Origin of the sequence: Kitasatospora sp. NPDC101447, assembly GCF_044767225.1 — a bacterium.
Classification (GTDB): domain Bacteria; phylum Actinomycetota; class Actinomycetes; order Streptomycetales; family Streptomycetaceae; genus Kitasatospora.
In genome coordinates this window covers 323,170-348,418 of the sequence record NZ_JBIWNL010000002.1, presented here as the reverse complement: position 1 = coordinate 348,418, position 25,249 = coordinate 323,170, and the positions used below count along the sequence as shown (strand labels likewise).

14 protein-coding genes are annotated in these 25,249 nt (G+C 74.5%); 8 read left to right on the top strand and 6 right to left on the bottom strand.

Annotated features, from left to right (window positions below; genetic code table 11):
* Positions 1 to 466 precede the first annotated feature (466 nt).
* The 4 genes from ACIRST_RS04035 (at position 467) to ACIRST_RS04020 (ending at position 4,274) form a co-directional block, all read left to right on the top strand.
* Positions 467 to 1,087, top strand: a complete 621-nt coding sequence (locus ACIRST_RS04035; RefSeq protein WP_350525603.1) for a LuxR C-terminal-related transcriptional regulator — start codon at positions 467 to 469, stop codon at positions 1,085 to 1,087.
* Positions 1,088 to 1,137: 50 nt separating this feature from the next.
* Complete coding sequence (locus ACIRST_RS04030) at positions 1,138 to 1,770, top strand: response regulator transcription factor (protein ID WP_402799819.1); 633 nt, start codon at positions 1,138 to 1,140, stop codon at positions 1,768 to 1,770.
* Positions 1,771 to 1,993: 223 nt separating this feature from the next.
* Positions 1,994 to 3,295: a diaminobutyrate--2-oxoglutarate transaminase gene (gene ectB, locus ACIRST_RS04025; RefSeq protein WP_402799815.1), complete on the top strand. Its 1,302-nt coding sequence runs from the start codon at positions 1,994 to 1,996 to the stop codon at positions 3,293 to 3,295.
* Positions 3,296 to 3,320: 25 nt separating this feature from the next.
* Positions 3,321 to 4,274 carry an ornithine carbamoyltransferase gene (locus ACIRST_RS04020; protein WP_350525600.1) on the top strand — a complete coding sequence of 318 codons (954 nt, stop codon included), beginning with the start codon at positions 3,321 to 3,323 and terminating at the stop codon, positions 4,272 to 4,274.
* A 203-nt stretch (positions 4,275 to 4,477) separates the two neighbouring features.
* Here ACIRST_RS04020 and ACIRST_RS04015 read toward each other — a convergent pair whose 3' ends face one another.
* Positions 4,478 to 11,782: an amino acid adenylation domain-containing protein gene (locus tag ACIRST_RS04015; protein WP_402799812.1), complete on the bottom strand. Its 7,305-nt coding sequence runs from the start codon at positions 11,780 to 11,782 to the stop codon at positions 4,478 to 4,480.
* A 185-nt stretch (positions 11,783 to 11,967) separates the two neighbouring features.
* Between ACIRST_RS04015 and ACIRST_RS04010 the strand changes: the two genes are divergently transcribed.
* The 4 genes from ACIRST_RS04010 (at position 11,968) to sbnB (ending at position 15,748) form a co-directional block, all read left to right on the top strand.
* Complete coding sequence (locus ACIRST_RS04010) at positions 11,968 to 13,314, top strand: MFS transporter (protein WP_350525598.1); 1,347 nt, start codon at positions 11,968 to 11,970, stop codon at positions 13,312 to 13,314.
* A gap of 268 nt (positions 13,315 to 13,582) precedes the next feature.
* Entirely contained in the window at positions 13,583 to 13,735 is a 153-nt protein-coding gene (locus ACIRST_RS04005; RefSeq protein ID WP_350525597.1) for a hypothetical protein, read from the top strand.
* A complete protein-coding gene (gene sbnA / locus ACIRST_RS04000) occupies positions 13,728 to 14,741 on the top strand; it encodes a 2,3-diaminopropionate biosynthesis protein SbnA (RefSeq protein WP_350525596.1) in 1,014 nt (337 codons plus the stop codon). Before ACIRST_RS04005 ends, sbnA begins: the two co-directional genes overlap by 8 nt.
* Positions 14,735 to 15,748, top strand: a complete 1,014-nt coding sequence (sbnB, locus tag ACIRST_RS03995; protein ID WP_402799807.1) for a 2,3-diaminopropionate biosynthesis protein SbnB — start codon at positions 14,735 to 14,737, stop codon at positions 15,746 to 15,748. Before sbnA ends, sbnB begins: the two co-directional genes overlap by 7 nt.
* A 98-nt stretch (positions 15,749 to 15,846) precedes the next feature.
* Here sbnB and ACIRST_RS03990 read toward each other — a convergent pair whose 3' ends face one another.
* From ACIRST_RS03990 to ACIRST_RS03970, 5 genes are all read right to left on the bottom strand, one after another.
* Positions 15,847 to 18,753 carry an AAA family ATPase gene (locus tag ACIRST_RS03990; RefSeq protein WP_402799804.1) on the bottom strand — a complete coding sequence of 969 codons (2,907 nt, stop codon included), beginning with the start codon at positions 18,751 to 18,753 and terminating at the stop codon, positions 15,847 to 15,849.
* A 178-nt stretch (positions 18,754 to 18,931) separates the two neighbouring features.
* A complete protein-coding gene (locus tag ACIRST_RS03985; RefSeq protein WP_396550198.1) occupies positions 18,932 to 19,138 on the bottom strand; it encodes a hypothetical protein in 207 nt (68 codons plus the stop codon).
* 194 nt (positions 19,139 to 19,332) lie between these two features.
* A complete protein-coding gene (locus ACIRST_RS03980; protein WP_402799801.1) occupies positions 19,333 to 22,239 on the bottom strand; it encodes a type 2 lanthipeptide synthetase LanM family protein in 2,907 nt (968 codons plus the stop codon).
* A 1,700-nt stretch (positions 22,240 to 23,939) separates the two neighbouring features.
* On the bottom strand, positions 23,940 to 24,491 hold the full coding sequence (locus ACIRST_RS03975) for a YciI family protein (protein WP_402799799.1): 552 nt from the start codon (positions 24,489 to 24,491) through the stop codon (positions 23,940 to 23,942).
* A gap of 133 nt (positions 24,492 to 24,624) precedes the next feature.
* A complete protein-coding gene (locus ACIRST_RS03970; RefSeq protein WP_402800132.1) occupies positions 24,625 to 25,194 on the bottom strand; it encodes a DUF4240 domain-containing protein in 570 nt (189 codons plus the stop codon).
* Positions 25,195 to 25,249 lie beyond the last annotated feature (55 nt).

Below are 25,249 nucleotides of genomic sequence, written 5' to 3'. Positions count from 1 at the left end.
TCCGGCGCCGGCCGCCCCGGGGGCGCCCCGGGGCGGGGCGCCCCCCGGGGGGGGGGCCCCCCCCGGGGGGGGCCGGGGGGGGGGGGCCCCCCCCGGCGCCCCCCCCCCACAGCCGGGCACCGGTGGGCGGACGCCACCGCTCCGGCCGCGTCGGCCCCACCACCGGCGGCCCGGACCGTCCCGGCCCTTCATGGGGGCATCGCCCCCATGTTTCTCCGTCCGGCCTGGCCACGGCCCGGCGGTTCGCGCCACGACCGTCCGACGGCGGACGATCCGCGGTCCGGGCGCCGCCGGGCCGGGCGGCGTGGGACGTGGCGCGGAGCCCCGCGCAGGTCGGAGTCGTCCGGCGCCGGTCCGGCGCGCGGGCCGCTCGGGAAATCTGGGGGCCGTCACCCGATGCCGCGCGGCGCCCACCGGTCGATGCTCTCTACCTGTCGGGCACGGGCACACACCCCAGGAGGAGCCGATGGGCGAACCGGTGAGAGTCAGCGTCGTCGCACAGGACCCGGTGCTGGAGGCCGGTGCGCGGACCAGCCTGCAGTGCCACGGTGACATCGCCGTGGCACTGCCCGGGGAACGGGCGCAGGTCGCGGTCATCATGGTGGACCGGGTGACCCCCGAGGTGATGGAGACGGTGCGCTCCGCCCGCGAGGCGGACCAGCGCCGGGAGATCGTGCTGGTCGCCACGGAGCTGGCGGCCGGCGACGCCGCCCAGGCCTTCGCGGCCGGCACCCGAGGACTCCTGCGCCGCTCCGAGGCCACCGCCGAGCGGCTGGCCTGGACGGTCGTGGCGGCCGCCGCGGGCGACTGCACCCTGCCGCCGGACCTGCTGGACGGGCTCCTCGACGGCGGGGACGGCACCCGCCGTGCCGGCGCGGTGGCGGCCCCGGCGGGCTGGGAGCTGTCGGAGCGGGAACAGGCCGTCCTGCGGCTGGTCGCCGACGGCCGGGAGACCGAGGAGATCGCGCGTGAACTGTGCTACTCCTCCCGCACCGTGACCACCGTGGTGCACGACGTCACCCGGCGGTTCCGGCTCCGCAACCGCGCGCACGCGGTGGCCTTCGCCCTGCGGGCGGGTCTGCTGTGATCGCGACGACGGCGGCCCCGGCCGCGAGGAGCACGGCACCCGCTGCGGCCGTGGCGACGGCCATCCGCCCCACCGCGGGGCCCAGGGTGCGGGTGCGGTCGAGCGACGCGGTGGCGCGCGCGGGCGTGGAGGCCAAGCTGGTGGTGGCGGGGCTCCGGCCGGTCCACGTGCCGGATCCGCAGTCGCGGGACGTGCTGGTGGCCGTCGGCGACACGGTGGAGGGCGCCATCGAGGCCTGCCGGCCCGCCCTGCCGGGCAGCGGCGAGCGGCTGTTGGTGGTGGTGGCCGACGTGCTGTCCCGGCACGGTGTGCTGCGGGCCCTGAAGGCGGGCGCCCGGGCCGTGCTGCTGTCGGCCGAGGCGACGCCGGCGCGGCTGGCCGCGGCCGTCCACTCGGCGCACCGCGGCGAGGGCCGGCTGTCCCACCCGGTGCTCGCCTGCCTGCTCAACGGCTCCTCGGAGCCGACCGGCCGACAACGGCGTTCGGGCAGCTCGCCGTTGACGGACCGGCAGATCGAGGTACTGCGGCTGATGGCGGACGGCCACGGAAACGAGGCCATCGCCCGGACGCTGAGCTGCTCCAAGCACACCGTCAAGAACGTGATCTACGAGCTGATGGGCCAGCTCCAGGTGCACAACAGGGCCCACGCGGTGGCGCACGCCGTGCGGACCGGGCTGATCTGACCGCCGGCCGGGGACCCTTCGCGGCCGGGCACGGCCGCCGGCCGGGACAAACGCGCAGCGCCCCGGCGCCGAGGCTGCCACTCGTTCCCTGGCACCGTGCCGCGGTCCGGCGGCACGCTGCTCCTGCCCGTGTCCACCAGGCGGACACGGCGAACCCTCCCTCCACCCGCGGGCGCCGCCCCGAGCGGCCCGCCGCGGGTTCGATCCCTCCCGAGAGGACCCGATGGACATCGCCGAGGACACCCCGACCACCGGCCAGGATCCCCTGCCGGAGCACGAGTTCAAGACCTTCGAGGAGCTGGAGTCCGAGGTCCGGCTGTACTGCCGCAAGTTCCCGGCCGTCTTCGAGCGGGCCAAGGGCGTCGAACTGCACGCCGAGGACGGCCGGACGTTCATCGACTTCTTCTGCGGCGCCGGGACGCTCAACTACGGGCACAACAACGACTTCATCAAGGCCCGGGTGGCCGAGTACCTCGCCGCCGACGGCATCGCGCACGGCCTGGACATGTACACCGTGGCCAAGCGGGAGTTCCTGACCGCCTTCGCCGACACCGTGCTGCGCCCCCGCGGGCTGGACTACAAGGCGCAGTTCACCGGCCCGACCGGCACCGACGCCGTCGAGGCCGCGCTCAAGCTGGCCCGCAAGCAGACCGGCCGCAGCGGCCTGGTCGCGTTCACCGGCGCGTACCACGGCATGTCGCGCGGCTCGCTCGCGGTGACCGGCAGCCGCCGGGCCCGGCGGGCGGGCGGGGTCAGCGGCCAGGACGTCACGTTCGTCCCCTACGAGGACGGCCCGCAGGGCGCGTTCGACTCGATCGGCTACCTGGAGCGGCTGCTCGCCGACCCCTCCTCGGGCGTCGACCTGCCCGCCGCGGTCATCCTGGAGCCGATGCAGATGGAGGGCGGGGTCTACCCGGCGAGCGCCGAGTGGCTGCGCGCCCTGCGGGAACTCACCGAGCGGCACGGGATCCTGCTGATCCTCGACGAGATCCAGGCGGGCTGCGGCCGCTCCGGCCGGTTCTTCTGCTTCGAGCACGCCGGGATCACCCCGGACGTGGTGACGCTGTCCAAGTCGCTCAGCGGCTACGGGCTCCCGCTGTCGATGGTGCTCTTCAAGCGGGAGTTGGACGCCTGGGAGCCGGGCGAGCACACCGGGACGTTCCGCGGCAACCAGCTGGCCTTCGTCGCCGCCACCGCGGCCTGCGAGCTGTGGCGCCAGGACTCCTTCCACACCCACCTCGCCGCCGCGACCGCCCGCCTGGAGGGCTTCCGCGGCGAACTGGCCGCGCTGGGGCAGGACCTGGTGATGCGCGGACGCGGGATGGCGCTCGGCATCGACCTCGGCGCCTCCGGCGGCGCCCTGCGCGCCGACCGGCTGCAGCGGTACGCCTTCGAGCGGGGGCTGATCGTCGAACTCTGCGGCCGTGATGATGAAGTGGTCAAGCTGCTGCCGCCGCTGACCGTCGACCTCGCACTGCTCGACCGGGGCCTCGACGTGCTGCGGCAGGGCCTGCAGGCGATCTGACACACCATCACGTGAGGAGCGCGCAATGTCCCGACCGATACGCCGCCACCTGATCTCGATCGACGACCTCGACTTCGAGTCCATGCACCGCATCGTGCAGCGCGGCGCCGACTTCGCGGCCGGCCGCTGCGAGGACGCCCGTCCGCTGCAGGACGCGGTGGTGGGCGTCCTGTTCCGCAAGACCTCCACCCGCACCCGCACCGCCTTCTCCGCCGGAACGCTGCGCCTGGGCGGCCGGCTGATCACCTACGGCCCCGGCGACCTGCAGGAGAACACCGGGGAGACGGTCGAGGACACCGCCGCCGTGCTGTCCCGGATGCTCGACGTCCTGGTGGCCAGGACCGTGGGCACCGAGGCCGAGCTGCGGGCGTTCGCCGCCCAGCAGCGGATGGCCGTCGTCAACGCGATGAGCGCCGTCGAGCACCCCACCCAGGCGCTGACCGACCTCACCACGCTGCTCGGCCGGTTCGGGCGGATCGAGGGCCTGCGGGTGCTCTACGTCGGCGAGGGCAACAACACCGCCTCGGCGCTGACGCTGGCTCTCTCCCGCTACCCCGGGACGGCGCTGCACCTGCGCACGCCGGCCGGCTACGGCGTCGAGCAGCGCTACCTCGACCGGGCCGCCGAGTACGCGGCGGGCAGCGGCGCGCTGGTGGAGCAGCGGCACGACATGGCCGACCTGCCCGAGGTCGACGTGGTCTATACCACCCGCTGGCAGACCACCGGTACGACCAAGCCCGACCCCGACTGGCGGCGCCTCTTCGAGCCGTTCCGGGTCGACAAGGCCGTCATGGACGCCGTCCCCGGCGCGCTGTTCATGCACGACCTGCCCGCGCACCGCGGCGACGAGGTGACCGCCGAGGTGCTCGACGGGCCCGACTCGATCGCCTTCGAGCAGGCCGAGAACAAGTACCACAGTGCCCGCGCGGTGCTGGAGTGGTGCGTCGGCGGCGGCCCCGCGGGGGCCGGCGACGAGTGAGCCCGGCCGAAGGGGCCGCCTCCCGGAAACCACCGGGAGGCGGCCCCTTCGGCGTGTCCGGCAGGCGCGGGCCAGCAGCGGCGGGGACGCAGTGACGGGGACGCAGAGGCCGACACGCAGAGGCCGACACGCAGAGGCCGACACGCAGAGGCCGGCCCCCCGCGGTTGCGCCGCGGGGGGCCGGCCTCGACTGCCGCCGACCGTCAGTCCTGTTCCGCCATCAGCCCGTCGAGCACCCCGGCGAGCCCGGCGACGTGCGGCGGCTGCAGCACGCCGAGGTGGTCGCCGCCGACCCGGTGGACCTCCAGGCCCCCGGGGGTCAGCTCGGTCCAGCGCGTCACGTAGTCCCGGAAGGACTGGCCGGAGGCCACGTCGTGCGCGCCGCCGGCGAGTTCGTCGCCGATCAGCAGGTGCATCCGCCCCGGGTAGGGCCGGTGCCGGTAGCCGAGGGTGGCCTGGGCCAGCTCGCGCCAGACCTTCAGCCGGCCCGCCCAGAAGGTGTCACCGGGCCGGGGCGCCAACTTGGGGCCCTCGTCGATGACGTGGTCGAGCACCTTGAGGAACTCCGCCTGCAGGAGTTCGATCTCCTCCTCCCCCTCCGCCAGGTCGAGCTCGCCGAGCAGGCTCTCGCCGCGGGCGAGCATCGCCGCCTCGTCCCACAGGTTCCGGCGGGTGTGGCTGTCCAGGGCGGGGTCGAGCAGGGCGAAGGTGACCTGTTCGCCGTCGTGGTGCAGCCGGTGCGCCAACTCGCTGGTGACCGGTCCGGCCCCGCACCAGCCGAGCAGGTGGTACGGGCCGGTGGGCCGGATGGCCCGGATCCGGGCGAGGAACTGCTCGGCGACGCGGCCGATGCTCTGCGGGGAGGCGACGTCGCGGTGCAGGCCGGGCCACTCCAGGCCGACCACCCGGCGGTCCTCGGCGAGGTGTTCGGCCAGGTGGACGTACCACTGGGCGCCGCCCGGGTAGACGCAGAACAGCGGTGCCCGCCCGCCCTCGCGCCGCAGCCACAGCACGGAGTCCGCGAGGTCGTCCGCGGCGTTCGCCGGGTCGGCGACGAGCGCGGGCGCGAGGTCGGCGGCGACGGCGGGGTCGATCGCCCGGGCCAGCTCGGCGACCGTACGGTGCTGGTAGAAGTCACGGAAGGCGACCGCCGTCCCGTGCTCCTCCCGGAGCTTGACGATCACCCGCATCGCGATCAGCGAGTGCAGGCCGAGGTCGGTGAAGGAGTCGTCCATGCCGATCCGGGGCAGGCCCAGCACCTCGGCGAGCGCCGTCGCCAGGAGGCCCTCGATCGCGGTGCGCGGCGCCAGGTACGGCGTGGCGGGGAGGCTGTCGGCCTCGGGCTCGGGCAGGGCGTGCGGGTCGACCTTGCCGCTGCGGGTCAGCGGCAGGGCGTCCAGCAGGACGAAGGCGGACGGGACGAGGTACTCGGGCAGGTGCCCGAGCAGCCAGTCCCGCAGCTCCACGGGCTGGATGTCCGCGCCCTCGCGCGGCACGACGTACGCGACCATGCTGCGGTCGCCGCCGGCCGCGGTGCGCACCCGGACGGCGACCTCCCGGACCGCCCCGTGGCGACGGAGCATGCCCTCCACCTCGCCGGGCTCGACCCGGTAGCCGCGGATCTTCACCTGGTTGTCCGCCCGGCCGCCGAACTCCAGCAGGCCGTCCTCCCGGTAGCGGGCCAGGTCCCCGGTGCGGTAGAGCCGGGCGCCGGGCGCGGCCGCGTACGGGTCCGGGACGAAGCGCTCGGCGGTCAGCGCGGGCCGCTCGGCGTAGCCGCGGGCCAGCTGGGCGCCTCCGATGTACAGCTCGCCCATGACGCCGACCGGGACGAGCCGCTGGTCGCGGTCGAGGATCCGCATCACCGTGTTGGCCACCGGCCGGCCGATCGGCACCGGGCCTTCGGGCAGGCTGTCGGCGCGGGACTTCAGGATGCAGCAGCCGACGGTCGCCTCGGTCGGGCCGTAGTGGTTGACCACCGCCGTGTCCGGGGCGTGTTCGGTCCAGGCGCTGAGCGCCTCGCGGGTGAGCTCCTCGCCGCCGACCACCAACCGGTCGGTGGCGGAGGCGAGCGCGGCGGGCGGCAGGGTCTGGTTGAGCAGCGCCAGGTGGGTGGGGGTCAGCTTGACCAGGCCGAATCCGCCGCGCTCCAGGACGGCGACCAGACCGTCCAGGCCGGGGGTGCCGTCGTCCTCGGTGAGGGTGACCGGCCGCCCGGAGAGCAGCGCGGGGAAGAGCGAGGTGACCGGCAGGTCGAAGGCCATCGCGGAGTACAGCGGCGAGCCGGTGCCGTGCACGTCCGGGAACTCGGCGCCCGCCCAGGTCGCGTAGTTGACCAGGGAGCGGTGCTCGATCATCACCCCCTTGGGGGTGCCGGTGGAGCCGGAGGTGTAGACGATGTACGCCAGGTTGGCGGGCGTCGCGATCGGGCCGAGGTCGTCCCCGTCCTGCGCGTCGGTCTCCGTGTCGCGGTCGAGCAGCACGGCCTCGGCGGGCAGGCCCGCGACCAGCGGGGCCAGCTCCGCCTGGGTGAGGACGGCCGCGGCGCCGGTCTCGGTGAGCACGCCGGCCAGCCGCCGGGCCGGGTGGGCGGGGTCGAGCGGCAGGTAGGCGGCACCGGACTTGAGGACCGCGAGCAGTGCCGCGACCAGGTCCGGGCCCCGGCGCAGCAGCACCCCGACCTTCGACTCGGGGCCGACGCCGAGCCCGCGCAGCCGCCGGGCGATCCGGTTGGCGCGGGCGTTGAGTGAGGCGTAGTCGACGGTGCTGCCGTCGGCGCAGTGCAGCGCGGCCGCGTCCGGGGTGCGGGCGGCCTGCTGCTCGAACAGCTCGTGCACGCAGGCGTCCGGGGCGGCCGTCCGGGGGCCGGTCGCGAACCGGTCGAGCAGTTCGCGCTCCTCGGCGGCGAGGGCGTCGGCGCCGGAGTCGCCCAGCGGGTCGGCGGCCATCGCCTCCAGGATCCGCCGGTACAGCCCGGCCAGCCGCTCCCCGTTGGCCCGGCTGATCCGCTCCGGGCGGCCGTAGAGGACGAACACGCCGGGGAAGGTCGAGGCGTCCAGCGCGAACTCGTTCGGGCTGACGTCGACGACCTTGCCGGAATCGATCTGCCGGTCGTCCAGGACGTGGAAGTCCAGGTAGGTGAAGGACACCTCGACCAGCGGGCTGCCGTCGCCCCAGGCGCGCTGCATCTCCGGCAGCGGGAAGCGGCGGTGCGGCCAGGCGTCCACCTCGGCGGCGAAGACCTGCCCCACCAGCTCGCGCCACGTGCCGCCGGTCAGTTCGACGCCGAGCGGCACGGTGTTGAGGTGCATGCCGCGCACCAGCTCGCCGCCCTCCGTCTCCAGGCGCCCGTTGAAGACCAGTCCGCTGTGGAAGCGGCGGCTGCCGCTGATCACGGCCATCGCCTTCAGGTGCGCGGCGAACAGCACGCTCTTGAGCGGCACCCCGCCGGCCGCGGCCAGCGCGCGCAGGCCCGGCTCCAGGTCGTGGAACGGAACGGTGACCTGGTACGGCCGCTCGCCGGCCGCCGGGTCGGCGGCCCAGGACGGCGGCAGGACGACGCGCTCGAAGTCGCCGACCCGCTGCTGCCAGAACGCGCGGTCCTCGGTGCCGGCGAGGGAGCGCCGCTCCAGCGCGATGTGGTCGGCGTAGCGGACGGTGTGCCGCTGCCCGGTGTCGGCCGGGGCCCGCCCGTCGCGGATCGCCCGGTAGTCGCGCATCACCTCGTCGATCAGCGAGTGGTGGCTCCAGCCGTCGAGGATCGCGTGGCACTCGATGAAGGAGAACGTCCAGCGGTCGTCGGCGGTCTGGTGGACGTGGAAGCGCAGCATCGGCGCCCGGCCGATGTCGAAGGGCGTGCGGCGGGTCCGGGTGGTGAACTCCGTGAGCTCGGCCTGGATCCGCTCCTCGTCGAGCCCGCGCAGGTCGTCGTGGCCGACCTCCACCGTCCCGTCGGCGTGGACGAGCTGGAGCGGCTCGGAGTACCCGGTGAGGTCGAAACTGGTGCGCACGATCTCGTGCCGCCGGGCGAGCCGGGCCGCGGCCTCCCGCATCGCGCGCAGCGAGAACGGCGCGTCGTCGACGAACGGGAACAGCGTGATGTTGTGGTACGGGCTCTCGTCCCGGTCCGCGAGCATCTGGTAGACCATCGCGGCCTGCACCATGGCGAGCGGGTAGGCGTCCACCAGGCCGGTCGGCAGGGCGGCGCGGTCGGCTGCCGAGAGCAGCTCGAACGGCGCCACCCGCTGCTCCTCCACGCCGGCCGGTCCGCCGGGCGCGGCCTGGTCGGCGAACCGGGCCAGGCCCTCGACGCTCTGGTGCACCAGCAGGTTCTGCACCGTCAGGTCGATCCCGCGCCGCCGCAGCGCGCCGACGACCTTGATCGCCCGGATCGAGTCGCCGCCCAGGTGGAAGAAGTTGTCGAGGGCGCCGACCCGGGGCAGGCGCAGGACCTCGGCCCAGGTCTCGGCGACGACCCGCTCGGTGCCGGTGCGCGGGGCGACGTGCTCGGCGCCGCCGAGCGCGCGGTGGGCCTCGGGGGCGGGCAGGGCGCGGCGGTCGATCTTGCCGTTGGCCGTCATCGGGAAGGCCGCCAGCGGGACGAAGACCGCCGGCACCATGTAGCCGGGCAGCGTCCGGCCGAGGGCCGCGCGCAGCTCCGCCACGTCGAGGGTGCGGCCCGCCCGGGGGGCGACGTACGCGACCAGCCGGGCCTCCCGCTCCTCGGCGCCGCGGTGCGCGATCACCAGGCTCTTGTCCACGTCGGGGAGGGCGCCGATGGCCGCCTCGATCTCGCCGGGCTCGATCCGGTGGCCGCGGATCTTCACCTGGCTGTCGGCCCGGCCGAGGAACTCCAGTTCGCCGTCGGCGCCGTAGCGGGCGAGGTCCCCGGTGCGGTACATCCTGGCGCCCGGTGTGCCGGCGTACGGGTCGGGCAGGAAGCGTTCGGCGGTCAGCCCCGGGCGGTTCAGGTAGCCGCGGGCCAGGCCGGGCCCGGAGACGTGGAGCTGGCCCGGGACGCCGATCGGCACCGGGTTGAGCTCCGCGTCGAGGAGGTGGAGCCGCAGGTCGCCGAGCGGGCGGCCGATCGGGCTGCGCCGGGCACCGGCGGTCTCCTCGGCCCGCACCGGGCGGTGGGTGACGTGGACGGTGGTCTCGGTGATGCCGTACATGTTGACCAGGACGGGCCGCCGGTCGCCGAACCGCTCGAACCAGGGCCCCAGTTCGGCCACGTCCAGCGCTTCGCCGCCGAAGACCACGGTCCGCAGCGACAGGGCCTCGGGGCGCAGGTCGGCCAGCGCGACGGCCTCCTGCAGGCCGCGGAAGGCCGAGGGGGTCTGGTTGAGCACGGTGACGCGCTCGGCGACCAGCAGGTCGAGGAAGTCCTGCGGGGAGCGCGAGACGGCGAACGGCACCACCACGACCCGGCCGCCGTTCAGCAGCGCGCCCCACAGCTCCCAGACCGAGAAGTCGAAGGCGTAGGAGTGGAACAGCGTCCACACGTCGTCCGGGCCGAAGCCGAAGTCCTCCTGGCAGGAGCGCAGCAGGCGCAGCACGTTGGCGTGCGTGACGGGGACGCCCTTGGGGGCCCCGGTGGAGCCGGAGGTGTGGATGACGTAGGCGGTGTTGCCGGACGTCGCCGGCGGGGCGGGGTCGGTCTCGGGCCAGTCCCGGTCGGCCTCGTCGAGCAGCACGGTGGTGACGTTCTCCTCGCCGGTGCTCCGGTCGGCGACCAGGACGGTCGCCCCGGCATCGGCGAGGATGTAGGCGAGCCGGTCGGCCGGCTGGCCCGGGTCCAGCGGGAGGTAGCCCGCACCGGACTTGAGCACACCGAGCAGCGCCACCACCAGGCCGAGCCCGCGCTCGCAGCGCACGCCGACCAGGCTCTCCGGGCCGGCGCCGAGCGCACGCAGCCGGTGGGCCAGCCGGTTGGCCCGGGCGTTCAGTTCCGCGTACGTCAGCGAGACGCCGTCGCAGGTCGCGGCGGGGGCGTCGGGAGTGCGCTCCACCCACTGCCGGAACACCTCGGGCAGGGTCTCGTCGGCGGGGTAGCTGCGGCCGGCTCCGCTCCAGGACGCGAGGAGTTCGCGCTCGGCGTCGGGCAGCAGGTCGAGCCGGTTGACCGGTCGGCCGGGGTCGGCGGCTATCCCGGCCAGCAGCCGCAGGTAGTGCGCGACGGTCCGCTCGATCGTCTCCGGGTCGAACAGAGCGGTGGCGTACTCCAGTTCGCCGCTGATCGAGCCGTCGGCGGTGGTGGTGAGCGCGAGCGAGAGGTCGAACTTGGCGGGGTGCCAGTCCACCGCCTGCAGCTCGGCACGCAGCGCACCCGGCTCGGCCGGGGTGTGCGCGGCGAGCTGGAAGACCACCTGGAAGATCGGGTTGCGGGAGGGGTCGCGTTCGGGCGCCAGCTCGTCGACCAGCCGCTCGAACGGGGTCTCCTGGTGGGTGAACGCGCCGAGCGCGGACTCCCGCACGCGGCCGAGCAGTTCCAGGAACGACGGGTCGCCGGCGAGGTCGGCGCGCAGGGCGACGGTGTTGGCGAACAGGCCCACCATGGCCTGGACGTCGACCTGCTCCCGGCCCGCGACGGGGGTGCCGACCACCACGTCGGTCTGCCCGCAACTGCGGCCCAGCAGGAGCTGGAAGGCGGCCAGGAAGACCATGAACGGGGTGGCGCCCCGGCTGCGGCCCAACTCCTCCAGCGGCACGACGAGTTCGGCCGGGACGGTGAACATCGCGACGGCGCCGGCGGCGTCCCGGACCGGACCGCGGGGCCGGTCGGTGGGCAGCGCGAGCGGGGTGAGGTCGGCCAGGGTGTCGCGCCAGTAGGCGAGTTGGGAGGCCAGCCGGTCGCCGGACAGCTGCTCGCGCTGCCAGACGGCGAAGTCCGCGTACTGCACGGCGGGCGAGCCGAGCGGGTCCGGCAGGCCGACCGCGAACGCCTCGTAGAGCCGCCCGAGTTCGCCGAGCAGGACGTCCTCCGACCAGCCGTCCGAGGCGATGTGATGGATCGTCAGCAGCAGCGCGTACGCGTCGCCGGGGAGCTTGGCGAGCAGCGCCCGGACGGGGTGCCCGGCAGCCAGGTCGAACGGCTGCCGGCCGTCCTCGGCCACCAGCTCGGCGAGCCGGCGCTCGGCCTGCTCCGGCCCGTCGGACGCCAGGTCGACGGTGGTCAGGGCGATCGGCCCCGGTGCGTCGATCACCAGCACCGGCTCGTCGTCCACGGCCGGGTAGCGGGTGCGCAGCACCTCGTGCCGGGCGACCAGCGCGTCCAGCGCGCGCCGCAGCGCCACCGGATCCACCGGTCCCGGCAGGCGCAGCAGCAGCGGCATCAGGTACTCGACGCCGCCCGGCCGGAGCCGGTCGAGCACCCACATCCGGCGCTGCGCGAACGACAGCGGGAGCGCGCCGTCCCGCGGCACGGGGGCGATCCCCTCCTGCCGCTTCTTCGTCAAGCCGCTGAGGCGCCGCTGCAGCAGCTCCGTGCGGGAGCTCGGGCTCGTGCTCATCCTTCGCCTTCCTGTGCGTGCGACCGGGTCAGCGGTCCGGTGACGCTCCACCGGCCCGGCGTCAGCCTGCCGACTGCGGGAAAGGGGCGGCAGGGTCAGCACGGCCGAGGTTCCGGCGGCGAACTGCGCGCGTGACTGCCGGTCCTTCTCTGGGCCCGGGGCGGCCGGCCTCCCAGCATCGGACCATGACCGACACCGTGCGCGAGGAAGTCCCCCGGAACGTCCCGCCGCTGCTGCGCAACCGGGACTTCCTGCTGCTCTGGCAGGGAGCGGCGGTCTCCGGGCTCGGATCCAACGCCTCCAGTGTGGCGTACCCGCTGCTGGTCCTCGCGCTGACCGGGTCCCCGGCCGACGCGGGAGCCGCCGGCTTCGTCGCACTGGTGCCGCAACTCCTGTTCCAGCTCCCGGCGGGAGCCCTGGTCGACCGCTGGAACCGCCGACGGACGATGATCTGGTGCGACGTGCTGCGCATCCTGGCCATCGGCAGCGTCGCGGCGGCCCTGCTGCTGGACCGGCTGTCGCTGCCGCACATCCTCGCGGTGGGCTTCACCGAGGGCACGCTGACGGTGTGCTTCCAGATCGCCGCCTCGGCGGCCGTCCCCAACGTGGTGCACCCGTCCCAGCTCGCCGCCGCGCTCTCCCGCAACGAGGCGCGGGCCCGCGGCGCCACGATGCTCGGCAAACCGCTGGGCGGCGCCCTGTTCGGCTTCGGCCGCGCACTGCCGTTCCTCTTCGACGCCGTCAGCTACCTGTGGTCGCTGGTCTCCCTGCTGCTGATCCGCACCGAGTTCCAGGCCGAACGGCGCCCCCGCAGCGGCCCGCTGCACCGCGAACTCACCGAAGGCGTCCGCTGGTTGTGGCGCCAGCCGTTCATCCGCACCACGACCTTCCTGATCGCGGGCAGCAACCTGCTGTTCCAGGCCGTGTTCCTGACGGTCATCCTGATGGCGCGCGACCAGGGCGGCTCACCGGCACAGATCGGCGTGATGTTCGGCCTGGGAGCGGTCGGCGGGGTGCTGGGCTCGCTGCTGGCGCCCGAGCTGGAACGGCGGCTGTCGATGCGGACCGTGGTGATCGGCGCCAACTGGGCCTGGGCGCTGCTGGTCCCGGTGCTCCTGGTGGTCCACGGCCCGTACCTGATCGGCGCGGTGTACGCCCTGATGTGCTTCGTCGGGCCGGTGTGGAACGTGGTGACCTCCGCCTACCAGCTCGCCGTCACCCCGGACGCCATCCAGGGCCGGGTGATCGGCGCGGTCGGCCTGATCGCCTTCGGTGCCGTCCCGCTGGGTTCGCTGATCGGCGGCGAGTTGCTCGCCCGGTTCGGGGCGCACTCCACCGTGGTGGTCCTGGCCGCCTGGATGGTCCTCCTCGGCGCGACCGCCACCCTCAGCCCCTCCGTGCGCTCCGCACCGTCCCTGGCCGGCGTCGCCCCCGGGCAGCCGGCCGCCGCCGACGGCGCCACCGCGGCCGGGGCCGAGGACGCCGCCGGCATCACCGACGCCACCGCCACCGAGTCCGCTCCGAGCGCGTGACGCGTGACCCGTGGCGCGTGGCCCGCGGCGCGTGAGTGCCGCGTCGCGTACGCCGGCCCGTACGCCGTCCTGCGGCCGTCCGGCGCGGGTGCGCCGCCGCCCGGGGTGACCGGCCGGTCCGCCGTGCGCTGCGGGCTTCGCGGCCCGGGGACACAGCGGCACCGCGCGCATGCTCGTCCCGCTGCCCGTTTGTCTCTTGCCGCCGTTCCCCACAGCCCGGCAGGCTCGCCCCGTCGCAGTGTCAAACCTTAAGGCTAGGAGGGTAGTTGTGGCCGAGGAAGCCACCGAAACCTGCACGTCCCGGATCGTCGTCGACGATGTGGAGCCGCACACCGGGCCCGCGTGGACCGGGACGCGGCCGACGAGCCCGCGCCGCCGCACCGACGGCGACACCATCGACGGGGCCCGTGCGCATGTCTGACACCGTGCCGGCCGGTGTACTCCGGACCGTGGGCCGAACGCCGCTGGTCGAGCTGACCAGAATCGACCCGACCAGCCACTTCCGCCTCTTCGCCAAGCTGGAGGCGCACAACCCGGGCGGCTCCATCAAGGACCGCTCCGCACTGGAGCTGTTGAGCGAGGGCATCCGCTCGGGCCGGCTGATCCCCGGGCTGTCGGTCGTCGTCGAGTCCAGCTCCGGCAACCTGGGCATCGGACTCGCCCAGGTCTGCGGGTACTTCGGGATCCGCCTCATCTGCGTGGTGGACCCCCGCGCCAACCGGCAGAACATCGCGATCATGCGGGCGCTGGGCGCCGAGGTCGAGGTGGTCACCCGGACCGACCCGGCCACCGGCGAATACCTGCCGGTGCGGATCCGGCGGGTGCGCGAGATCCTCGCCAGGACCGAACACGCCTACTGGCCGGACCAGTACTCGAACCCGCTCAACCCGCGCTCGCACCACGCGACCATGCGGGAGATCCGGGAGGCCCTGCCCGGCGGCCCGGACTACCTGTTCTGCGCGACCAGTTCCTGCGGAACGCTGCGCGGCTGCGCCGAGTACGCGCGGGAGCAGCAGCTCCCGGTGACCATCGTGGCCGTCGACGCCGAAGGCAGCGTCATCTTCGGGCGCCGGCCCGCGCCCCGGCTCATCCCCGGCCACGGCGCCGCCGTCCGGCCGGCACTCCACCAGGACGGCCTGGCGGACGAGGTGGTGCACGTCAGCGATCTGGACTGCGTGGTCAACTGCCGGCGCCTGGCGCACCGCGAGGCCATCCTCGCCGGCGGCTCGTCGGGCGCGGTGCTCGCCGCGGTCCGGCAGATGGGCGACCGGATCCCGCCCGGCGCGACCTGCGCGGTGATCCTCCCCGACCGGGGTGAGCGCTACCTCGACACGATCTACGACGACGACTGGGTCACGTCGCACTTCGGCGACGTCACCCACCTGTGGAGGGAGAACGGTCCGATGGCCGAGGTGACACCATGCTGATCCTGACAGCCCGCGAGGTCCGGCAGGTCCTGGACGGTGCGGAGCACCAGGTGGTCGAGGCGGTGAGCCGGGCGTACCGGCTGCACGCCGCCGGACGGACCGCGCTCCCCCACTCGCTCTTCCTGCGCTTCCCCGAGGAGGCCCGCAACCGGATCATCGCCCTGCCCGGCTACCTCGGGAACACCGGGGACGCCGACGACCGGGAGCCGGTCGCCGGCATCAAGTGGATCTCGTCCTTCCCGGGCAACCTGGCCTCCGGACTGGAGCGCGCCTCGGCCGCGATCATCCTCAACTCGATGCGCACCGGCCACCCCGAGGTACTGCTGGAGGGCTCGGTGATCTCCGCCCGGCGCACCGCGGCCAGCGCCGCCCTCGCGGCCGCGACGCTCGCCCCGCAGGAGCCGCAGACCGGCGCCACCCTGATCGGCTGCGGCGTGATCAACTTCGAGGTGCTCACCTTCCTGCGCGCCCTGCTGCCCGACCTGGCCGAAATCACCCTGTTCGACCTCGACCCGGCCCGCGCCCAGGCGTTCGCCGAACGGTGCGCGGCCCGGTTCCCCGGGCTCAAGACCACCACGGCCGACCGGATCGAGGACGCCCTGGCGGCCCACCGGCTGGTCTCCCTGGCCACCACCGCCTCCACCCCGCACCTGGACCCCTCCCCCTGCCGACCGGGGACGCTGCTGCTCCACCTGTCCCTGCGTGACCTCGCCCCGGAGACCATCTTGTCCAGCGTCAACATCGTCGACGACGGCGACCACGTCTGCCGCGAGTCCACCTCCCTGCACCTCGCCGAACAGCAGACCGGCCACCGCGACTTCATCGCCGACTCGATCGGCGCCATCCTCACCGGCGGCCGCCACCACCGCGACCCCGAGGCGCTGACGGTCTTCTCGCCCTTCGGCCTCGGCGTCCTCGACCTCGCCGTCGCCGACCTGGTCCACCACAGGGCGCAGGAGCAGGGCCTCGGCACCGACGTCCCGGACTTCCTCAGCCCCGAAGCATAGGAGGCCGGACGCGTCGGGACGCGATGCCGGGCGGGGCGGGGAGCAAGGTGTCCCCGCCCCGTCCGGCATCGCCCGGAGCCCCCGGTCACTTCCCCCGATCAGTCCCCGCACAGCGCCCGGGCGAGGCGGCACAGCTCCGCGCGGTCCGCGCTGCCCGTCTTCTGCAGCAGGCTGGCAATGTGCTTCTCCACCGTCCGGGGCGAGATGGACAGCCGCTGGGCGACGTCCTGGTTGCCGAGGCGCTCCACGAGCAGGGCGAACACGTCGTACTCACGCGGCGTCACCCCGCTCGCCCGCAGCGTCTCGGGGATCAGCTCCCGCCCGCTGCGCCGCTGGGCGACCGACACGCCCGCCTGCCGGATCAGCGACCGGCAGGCGCCGGCGACGGAGCGCACGCCGGCCTCGTGGAAGTACTCCTCCGCGGTCCGCAGCCAGGCGACCGGCTCGCCCCAGCCGTCGGCGAGGGCGGCCTCGGCGACCAGGCGCAGTCCGAGGTGCCGGGCGGTCGGGAACCCCCGGGACGCCTGCAGCGACTGCTCCACCCGGCCGGCGGCCTCCCCGCCGCGGCCCTCGCGTCCGAGCAGGACGGCGTCGGCCAGCAGCATGAACTGCCGGTTCCACGCCAGGGCGGCGGCCGGCGCCGCCAGGACCGTCGCGTACGCCGTGCGGTCGGCGGTGCCCGCGAGGACGCCGAGCAGCGCACCGAGGCCGTACCGTCCGCTGAGGTAGAACACGTTGGGGTGCCGGTCCTCCCAGGCGGCCGCGGCGGCGAGGTCGGCACCCGCCCGGGCGCGGTTCTCCTCCAGGAGCGCGCAGAACGCCCGGCACAGGCCGTGCAGGACCGGCGTGAGGAAGGAGTCCGAGTCGTCGGCCTGCTCGAAGCGGAGCAGTTCCCGCTCCATCTGCCGCCGCCGGCCCTGGTGGGCGGCGAGGGTGGCGGCCACCAGCAGCAGGTAGCGGTGGCTGCCGAGGTTGCGCATCCGGGCGCTCGGCTCCAGGCAGCGGTCGATGATCTCCCGGGCGGCCGTGAAGTCGGCACGCTGCAGGGCGTCCATGGCCAGCAGGCCTTCCGCGTGCTGGGCGAGGACGAGGGCGCCCAGGTCGCGGGCGGCGTCCCGGGCCTCCCGGATCCGACGCGCGTCACCGGTGCGCATGAAGGCGTTCCCGCCGAGCCGCAGCAGCGCCTCCACCCGCCAGACCGGCAGGGTGTGCGTCTCCGCGACGGCGAGCATCCGCTCCAGGCAGGCGTCCGCGTCGTCGAAGCCGCGTTCGCGGGCCAGCAGGGCGAGCAGCTGCCACGCCTGGCAGGCCACCACGGGGAGCTTCTCGCGCTCGGCGACCTCGGCCGCCTCGCGGGCCAGCCGCTCGGTCTCCGCCGTCGCCCCGCCGTGGCCGGGCAGCAGCGCCAGGTGGCCCTCGACCACGGCCAGGGCGGCGGTCTGGCGGGGATCGCCGGAGCCGCCGAGCTGCGCACGGGCCGCGGCGATCTGCGTCCGGGTGTCGGCGGCGCGCTCGGCGATCACCGCCGCCCAGGCGAGCCTGGTGTGCAGGGCGATGCGACGCTCGATGTCCAGCGCGTCGGCCCCGGCCGCCGGCAGCGACTCGGCCAGCGCGAACACCCGGTCCAGCTGACCGGCCTCGGCCAGCGCGTAGACCAGCGACTCGATGACGTCGGTGCGGTCGGACGCCGCGGCCGACTCGTGGGCCCGCTCCAGCAGCTTCACCGCGGTGGCGGAGGCCCCCGCGGCGAGCGCCCGGCGGCCCGCCTCGGCGTAGAGCAGCGCCGCCCCCGCCCGGTCACCGCCCAGCTCCCGCAGGCGCGCCACCAGCTGGCAGCGCCCGTCGGCGAGCGCCGGGTCGGCCGCCAGGATCGCCTCGGCCGCCCGGCGGGCGATCACGGCCCGCTCGGCCGGCGGCAGCCCCGCGAGCAGGGCCTCCGCGGTGAGCGCGTGCCGGAAGGCGTACTGGTCGACGGCGGTGGAGTCGGGGACGACGAAGCCCGAGGCGGCCGCCGCCGCCAGGTGGTCGAGCAGCAGCCGCATGCTGTGGCCGGTGATCAGCTGGAGCGTGCCGAGCGAGAAGCCGGTGCCCAGGGTGGCGGCGAGCAGCAGCAGGTCGCGCACCTGGGGATCGAGCTGCTCCAGTCGGTGCCGCAGGCCGCTGACCACGCTGGCCGGCACGGCGGCCGCCAGGTCGCCGACGACCACCCAGCCGTCGCCGTCCTGGCGCAGCGCCCCGGAGCCGACCATCTCGGTCAGCAACTCCTCGACGAGGTAGGGGTTCCCGTTGCTGATGGTGCTCAGCCGGTCGACCACCGCGGCGGGCACCTGCTCGGAGCCCAGCTCCAGACAGCCGGCGGCGAGCGCGCCGATCTGCGTCGGCCCGAGCGGCTCCAGGGCGGCCAGCGAGGCGACCCGGCGCCGCTCACCGCCCCGGGCCAGCTCCAGGGCGGCCCCCGGCTCGGGCCGCAGGGTGGCCACCAGGAGGACGGGCAGTCCGGCCAGGTTGTCGACCAGGTAGTCCACCACGGCGATGGTGTCCGAGTCGGCCTCGTGCAGGTCCTCCAGGACGAGCAGGCAACCACCGTCCCGGCCGAGCACGGCCAGCAGCCGCAGCACGGCCTCGGCCAGCTCGACCGCACTCTCCGGGTAGCCGGGCACGGCCGTGTGCCGCCACTGCGGGATCACCAGGCCCAGCGCCGGACGGTACGGCTCCAGCTCCGGGTCGTCGGGGACACCGACGACCCGGAAGCGGGAGTTCAACGCCTCGATGAGCGGGCGGTACGGGATCCCGGCACTGGTCGGGCTGCCGCGTCCGCGCAGCACCGGCAGGCCCAGCGCCTCGGCCCGGCCGGCACAGTCCCCCGCCAGCCGGGACTTGCCTATCCCCGCCTCCCCCACCAGGAAGACCGCGCGGCCCGCATGGGACTGAAGACCGCTCAGGCTGCTCTCAAGCAGCCCGAGTTCGGTCTCACGGCCAATGATCGTCGGGGAAGTGTTGCGCACATTCGCAGGCTACTGTGCCGAAGTTGTGATGAATAGTGATCTCCACAGGAAGGTGGTCGTGCTGCCGCGGGGTGCGCGGCCCGGGCCCGCCTGCCTGTTCCGGCCGGTCCGTCCGGCGGTGCGGCCGGATCCGGCCTGCCCGGCGGTGCGTTCGGATCCGGCCCGCCCGGCGGCGCGGTCAGTGACGCTCGTCACCCACCACCTTGCTGATGGTGGTCCACGCGCTGGTGGAGCGGAACGCCGTGGGCCCGCTGAGCAGTCGGGACCGGCGGCCGAGCCCGCCGCCGGTCCGCAGCCGGATCTCACCCGCCGGGTGATCGACGGTGGCGGCGCGGTGCGCGCCGGCGGGCTGCATCGGGCGCTGCGCGAGGGCGGTGGTGTTCATGAACGGTGTTCCCTTCCGGCAGATGATCTCGAAGGTCGACGTCCGACGGTCTCGGAGGCGACCGCGTTGCTGTGACCGCGGTTCGGGCACAGTGGCCCGACCGGGCACGGTGGTTCGGCTGCGCACGGTGGTTCGGTTTGGCAGGCTGGTTCGGTCGGGCAAGGTGGTTCGGTCGGACGGGCTGACGGCGGGGCTCAGGGGTTCGGTGCCCGCAGCAGCAGCGCCGACGGGACGCGGTCGGCGAAGCCGAGCCGCAGCAGGCCGTGGCCGAGGCCGGCCAGACCGGTGAGCAGTCCGGGCGGCGTGATCCCGCCGGGGGCCGGGCAGCGCGGGCCACGCCGGACCGCACCGGCGGCGCGGGCCCGAAGTGCCGGACGGTCGGGCATTCGGTGCAGCAGCTCCAGGACGCCCCACTCGCCGTGGCACAGACCGTGATCGGGCAGCGGTCCGGCGCCGGCGAGGTGCCCGACGACCTCGGCGACGGCCTCGGCCGACCCCGGGTCCGCCATCGCCTCGGCCCGGTCCGCGACCGCCAGCGCCACCCCGGCCCGGCCGGTGCACCAGGAGAGGTCGGCCCCGACGGACGGCACCGCGGCCACGGCCGAACGCAACGCGGCCAGCCCCGACCGGCGGTAGCGCTCCCCGCCCCCGCCGGAGGCGAAGCCGAGCAGCGCCCAGCCGACCCCGGCCGCGCCGGTCGCAAAGCCCGGTTCCACCGGGACCGGCGCGGCGGCGAGCCGGTCGGCGCAGGCACCCGCGCCGCGCCGGAGCCCGGCCGACGGGCACACCCGGTGCGCGGCCAGCAGCGCGACCAGACCGCCCGCGGTGCCGTCGAGCACACCGAGCGGCTGCTCGGCCCCGGCGGCCCGGACGGTCAGATCGGCCGCCGGCTCGACCAGGGCGCGCAGCCCGGCGTCGTCCAGGGCGACCGCCGTCTGCGCGAGGGCGTACAGGATGCCGCCGAGCCCGGTGAAGGCGCCCGAGCCGACCGCGCCCAGGTCCTCGTCCGGGAGCGCGGCGAGGCGCTCCAGCAGTTCCGGCACCGGGTGCAGCGCGGCAAGCGCCGTGTCCGCGTAGCGGTCCGTGCCGGTGACCGCGGCGAGTTGGGTGAGGAACAGGGCGACCCCGGTGTATCCGTTCCCCAGGTCGGCACCGCAGGGCGCGAGCCTGCGGTACCGCTCGCCGAGCAGCTCCATGGCCAGCCAGTTCGCCTGCCCCGGCCCCCGGTGCGCCTGCTCGACCAGCTGGTCGCCGATGTCCCGGGCGGCGGCGAGCAGCCGCTCGGGGGCGGGCAGTTCACCGTCCTGTTCGGGGGTGCGCGGGACGGGCACCGCGGCAGGATGGGCCGGTTCCGCGGCACGGCAGGCCAACGACGCCCGGATGATCCGCTCCTGCCCCGCGAGGTCGGCCTCGTCCATCGCCGCCAGGCGCTCCATCACCCGGGCCAGTCCGGGCCGGTCGAGGGCGCCGGGGATACGAGCACCGGTGCCGCTCCACAGGTCGACGCCACCCGGACGGGCGGTGAACACCGGCACGTCGCCGTCCCACAGCTCGGCGACCTCATGGTCGAGCAGTCCCGGCCAGCCCTGGTCGTCCACGGCGTCCGTACCGAGCAGCCGCAGCAGCCCCTCCCGGTCGCCCGGCTCCCGCAGCACGTCGGGGTGGGTCGCCTCGGCGAGGACCGTCGCGTAGACCTGCGTGGCCCGGGTCACCACCCGGACCTCGTCGGCGGCGAAGCGCCGCAGCAGTCCGGCCAACTCCCGCCGGCCCGTCAGGATCGCGCGGTAGCCAGCGCGGAAACCGGCCACCAGCGCCCCCGCGTGAGCCGCGGGCTCGGCCTCGACACCGCCCAGCTGCGGGCGGTTGACCCCGCCGTCGACGACGCCGGGCCGGCGGACCAGCCGCATCTCGTCGGTACCGGCGGCCTCCCAGCCGACCGCCTCCAACGGCGAGCCGTGACCGGCGCCGCCCCCCAGGCCGGAAAGGTCCAGCGCGGCCTCGTCCCCGAGCACCAGGTGCGGCAGCAGACCGGTCCGCTGGACGGACGCATCCAGCGCGCGGCCCGCCGGGTCGTCGTCGGTGCGGTCCTCGCCCTCGTACCCGGGCGGGTGGAACAGCGTCTCGACGTCCACCGGCACCGGGTGGTCGGCGCAGGCGATCAGGTTCTCGTGGTGCAGGTCGGTGAGGTCGAGGACGTGCGCGATGGCGAGCAGCGCACCCTGCCGCCGGTAGAACCGCTCCAGCTCCGACGCGGAGGCGCAGGGCCGGGCCTCGACGAACTCCGTCCAGCCGTAGTCCGGCCGGGCCAGGAGAGCGGGCGTACGCAACCCGGGTGACCCCGGGCGGGCGTTGAACCAGTCCACCAGTTCGCCGAAGTGGCGGTCGGCCGCGAGCGAACGGGGCTTGTAGACCACCCGACTGCCATCGGCGAAGCACAGTACCGCCACCCGACGGCCACCCCGGTGCGCATCACCGACGGCCCGGTCCACGGCGACCAACGGCCCCGGGTCGCGCCCGCCCAACAACCGGGCGACCACCTCGGAGCGGTCGGCGGCGTACCGGGTGAGCACCTCGGCCGTCGCCGCAACGGCATCCACACAGGTACGGCCGACCAGCATCGCCAACACCGGGTACTCGGCGAACAGCCGCACCAACCCGGACCGGGTACCGGCAGCGGCGACAAAGTCCCGGAACCTGTCCTGCGGACTCGCCCCCGCCAGCCGCCCCTCACCCCGGGCCACCCGCAACTCCAGCACCAGCGCCCGCGCCGCCAGACTGCCGAGCGCGGCAGCCGTGGTCGCGGTGAACTCCTGCACGATGCGGGGAAGTTCGACCACCTGCCCGACCACCGGATCGAGTCTGCCGAAAAGCTGCCGCGCAGCCAGCCCCGCGAACGGCGCCATCACGACGGCGAAGCCGGCCGTCCCGGGCAGCGGCCCGGCCGGCCGGACGGGCCTGCCGGGGGCTGTGGCGAGAGCGGCCTCGACGAACTCGGCCGATTCGAGGTGTCGCAGGCCCACGGCCTCCACCGGCGCGAAGGTCGGCGACCACCGCGGCGAGGCGACCGCCTCCGCAACTGCGAGCGCGTTGTCACCGATCACAGCGCAGAGCCTGTCAGCCCGCGCAACAGCAGCGCAAGAGGCGGAGAACTGCCTGAATTACCCTACCGAGAAGCGGCCTTGAACCCGTCCGCCGCGGGCGCGTCGCCGCCCGCCGACCAGGACCTGGCCGGATCCGCCGACTCTACGCCACCACGCCCGGGCCCCTCGAAGAAGTCGACCAACTCTCCACTCACCCTCAAGCGCCGCATCGACCCCCACGCGCGAGTACGCTTCGGTGTCGCAAGACTTCGCACTGACAACTCAGCTCGGATCAGGGAGAGATGAAAGCAAGACCCCAGCTCCTCGCCGGGCCGCCACCCACCCGAACTGAATCAACCAGCGCCCTCTGACGCCAATCTCCGCAGCTCAGCAAACGTCGGCCCCGCACACGCGGGGATTGCTCCACCGCAGGCCAGAGCCTCTACGCGGGCCTCCAGTCGGCCCCGCCCACGCGGGGATTGCTCCTCGTACGCCGCGTCCCGCAGACGGCCGCGCACGTCGGCCCCGCCCACGCGGGGATTGCTCCCCGCGGCTGCGCGCCGGCACCAGCCTGATCGCGTCGGCCCCGCGCACGCGGGGATTGCTCCGCGATGTCCGCGTCCTGACCTGCGGTAACGTCGTCGGCCCCGCGCACGCGGGGATTGCTCCATGTTCTTGACGGCGGTGACGTCTTCAAGGCGATCGGCCCCGCCCACGCGGGATTGCTCCCTGACGCCGACTCGCAGGGGCCGGGCCCCCGGTCGGCCCCGCCCACGTGGGGATTGCTCCAGCCGCTGATGGACATCGAGCTTCAGGTCGGCGTCGACCCGGCACACGTGGGGATTGCTCCAACGCCGACGACGAAACTCTGGCGGCCGCGCTGTCAGCCCCGCGCACGCGGGGATTGCTCCCTGGCGACGTTCGCCATGTTCCGCTCGGCGGTGTCGGCCCCGCGCATGCGGGGATTGCTCCACGACGGACGGCACGGACATGGAGTACAAGGCTTCGACCCCGCACCTGCGGGGATCACTCCAAGGCTGACGACCTGTTGGACACGACCAATGAGTCGGCCCCGCGCGCGGGGATGGCCCTCGCGAGGGCTGGCACTCGATCTGGACGTTTTCGTCGGCCCCGCACTTGCGGGGATTGCTCCTTGATTGCCACCGTGCCGTCCGCAGCCGGATAGTCAGCCCCGCACTGCGGGGATTGCTCCGGCCTGAGCGCCAACTCCCTCGGCTACACGTCGTCAGCCTCGCGCCTGCGGGGATTGCTCCTCCGCCTCGCCCCTTGGCAAGTCGTGTGGATCGTCGCCTCGCCCGGCGCTCGCCGGGATTGCTCCGCGTAGAACCCGAACGGCGACTGGGTTGCCCAGGTAGCCCGGCACTCGCGGGGATGGCCCCATTCCAGGCCCGATCAGGGACATCCTCGGGATGTCGGCCCCGCACTCGCGGGGATGGCCCCTACATATGCCAGTGTGCTGCGCGGGACTTCCTGTCAGCCCTGCGCTCGCGGGGATGGTCCCTTCGGCGGCGACATGGCCCGGCAGGTCGTCCGGTAGCCCCGCGTTTGCGGGGATGATCGCGCGGTGCTGATGTCCAGACCGGCGGGCGATGATGCTGCTCGCATTCGCCACCGGAAACCAGGTACCGGTGATCGCCCGGCTGCCGAGCGATCCAAAGGGCCGCGGCTGTCGGCTGCGACGTCGGCCGGACGTCCTCAGGTCATGACGGGCGCCCGCCGAACTGCCAGTTGTGCACCTCGACGTCGGCGTACCCCTCCGAAGTCAGCACGGCGCGTGCCGTGTCCGGGTCCGGCGCCCGGACGAGTGCCGCTGTGCCCAGCCAGGTGGCGCCGTCGTCCGACAGCAACGGCCCGTAGGCGATCAGCTCATCGCTGTCGGGCGGCACGGCGGCCAGGTCGGCGGCCTGCGGGGTGCCGAGGCCGAGCACCAGGTACCGGTTGCCGCCGGTTCGGCCACCGGGGAAGTCCCACATGGTGCGCCCCAGCATGTTGCGCCACCGCCGCAGCAGCACGTCCCGGTAGGCGCCGGTCTGGTAGCCGGGCTCGTCGAAGGCGAACGCGCGGGCGGCGGCGGGATCCGGCAGGTCGACGATGTGCACACTGCCGGTGGGCGTGCCACCGTCGCTGAGGGTCGGGCCGCGGGCGATCATCTCCGTCGCGTATCGGTCCATGTAGGACCAGTGTTCTTCCGAAAGCTCGGTGCGCAGCTTCTCGGAGCCGGGCCGATCGCGGTGGTAGACGAAGAACTCCATGCCCGTAGGGTCTCTGAAGCGGGCGGTCCGGTCGAGCGGGTTTCTCGGATCGCCCGGTTCGCGTAGGCCTTGTCTCCGAGCATCCGCTCCCGCGCCGGGTCCGCCGGCGTGGTCAGGATCCACCGCCGGAGTGTCAGTCCAGGAAGATTCCGGCGAGGCGTGGCAGGCGGCGGCGCATCTCGTCGCTATCGGCGACGTCCCACCGAACTCCGGCCGGCTCGGTCATGACGCGGAGCGGGCCGGCTTCCGGGGAGGCCTCCAGCGCCTCGTCGAGCCCGTCCGGTTCACCGGTGAGACGTTGGTAGGCCCGGTGGGCCACCTGGTTGAAGTCCTCGTTCCCGATGAGCACGTCCCCGCCGGCCCGCACCGCCGGATGGTCGGCGAGGGAGTCCGGGTCGGCGAGCGCGCGCTCGTACCAGTGCCGGCCGAGCGAGATGAGGCCCTCGCGGAAGTCCATGAACCCGTCGTCGGACCACCAGCCTTCGATGAGGAACGCCGCTGCCCACAGGTCGTACCGGTAGGCACGGTCGCGCAGCTGCCACTGGCGCAGGGAGAACTGGACGATCTCGGCGGGCGTGCGGCTCACGAGCCGCTCCTCGCACGCGCGCCCGATCGCGTCGGGCCGATCGTCGAAGTCCGGTTCCAGGGCGTCGACTTCGGCGCACGCCTCGTCGATCAGGGCCCAGAACTCCTCGACATCCATCACGGCCCGAGTATGCCAGGCGCTTCGAAACCCCACGCCTGCGGCACAACCGGCG

Excerpts from the sequence above, each read along its gene's own strand:
- ACIRST_RS04035 (WP_350525603.1), top strand. The coding sequence starts at position 467 with ATGGGCGAACCGGTGAGAGTCAGCGTCGTCGCACAGGACCCGGTGCTG.
- ectB (WP_402799815.1), top strand. The coding sequence starts at position 1,994 with ATGGACATCGCCGAGGACACCCCGACCACCGGCCAGGATCCCCTGCCG.
- ACIRST_RS04020 (WP_350525600.1), top strand. The coding sequence starts at position 3,321 with ATGTCCCGACCGATACGCCGCCACCTGATCTCGATCGACGACCTCGAC.
- ACIRST_RS04015 (WP_402799812.1), bottom strand. The coding sequence starts at position 11,782 with ATGAGCACGAGCCCGAGCTCCCGCACGGAGCTGCTGCAGCGGCGCCTC.
- ACIRST_RS04010 (WP_350525598.1), top strand. The coding sequence starts at position 11,968 with ATGACCGACACCGTGCGCGAGGAAGTCCCCCGGAACGTCCCGCCGCTG.
- sbnA (WP_350525596.1), top strand. The coding sequence starts at position 13,728 with ATGTCTGACACCGTGCCGGCCGGTGTACTCCGGACCGTGGGCCGAACG.
- sbnB (WP_402799807.1), top strand. The coding sequence starts at position 14,735 with ATGCTGATCCTGACAGCCCGCGAGGTCCGGCAGGTCCTGGACGGTGCG.
- ACIRST_RS03985 (WP_396550198.1), bottom strand. The coding sequence starts at position 19,138 with ATGAACACCACCGCCCTCGCGCAGCGCCCGATGCAGCCCGCCGGCGCG.
- ACIRST_RS03975 (WP_402799799.1), bottom strand. The coding sequence starts at position 24,491 with ATGGAGTTCTTCGTCTACCACCGCGATCGGCCCGGCTCCGAGAAGCTG.
- ACIRST_RS03970 (WP_402800132.1), bottom strand. The coding sequence starts at position 25,194 with ATGGATGTCGAGGAGTTCTGGGCCCTGATCGACGAGGCGTGCGCCGAA.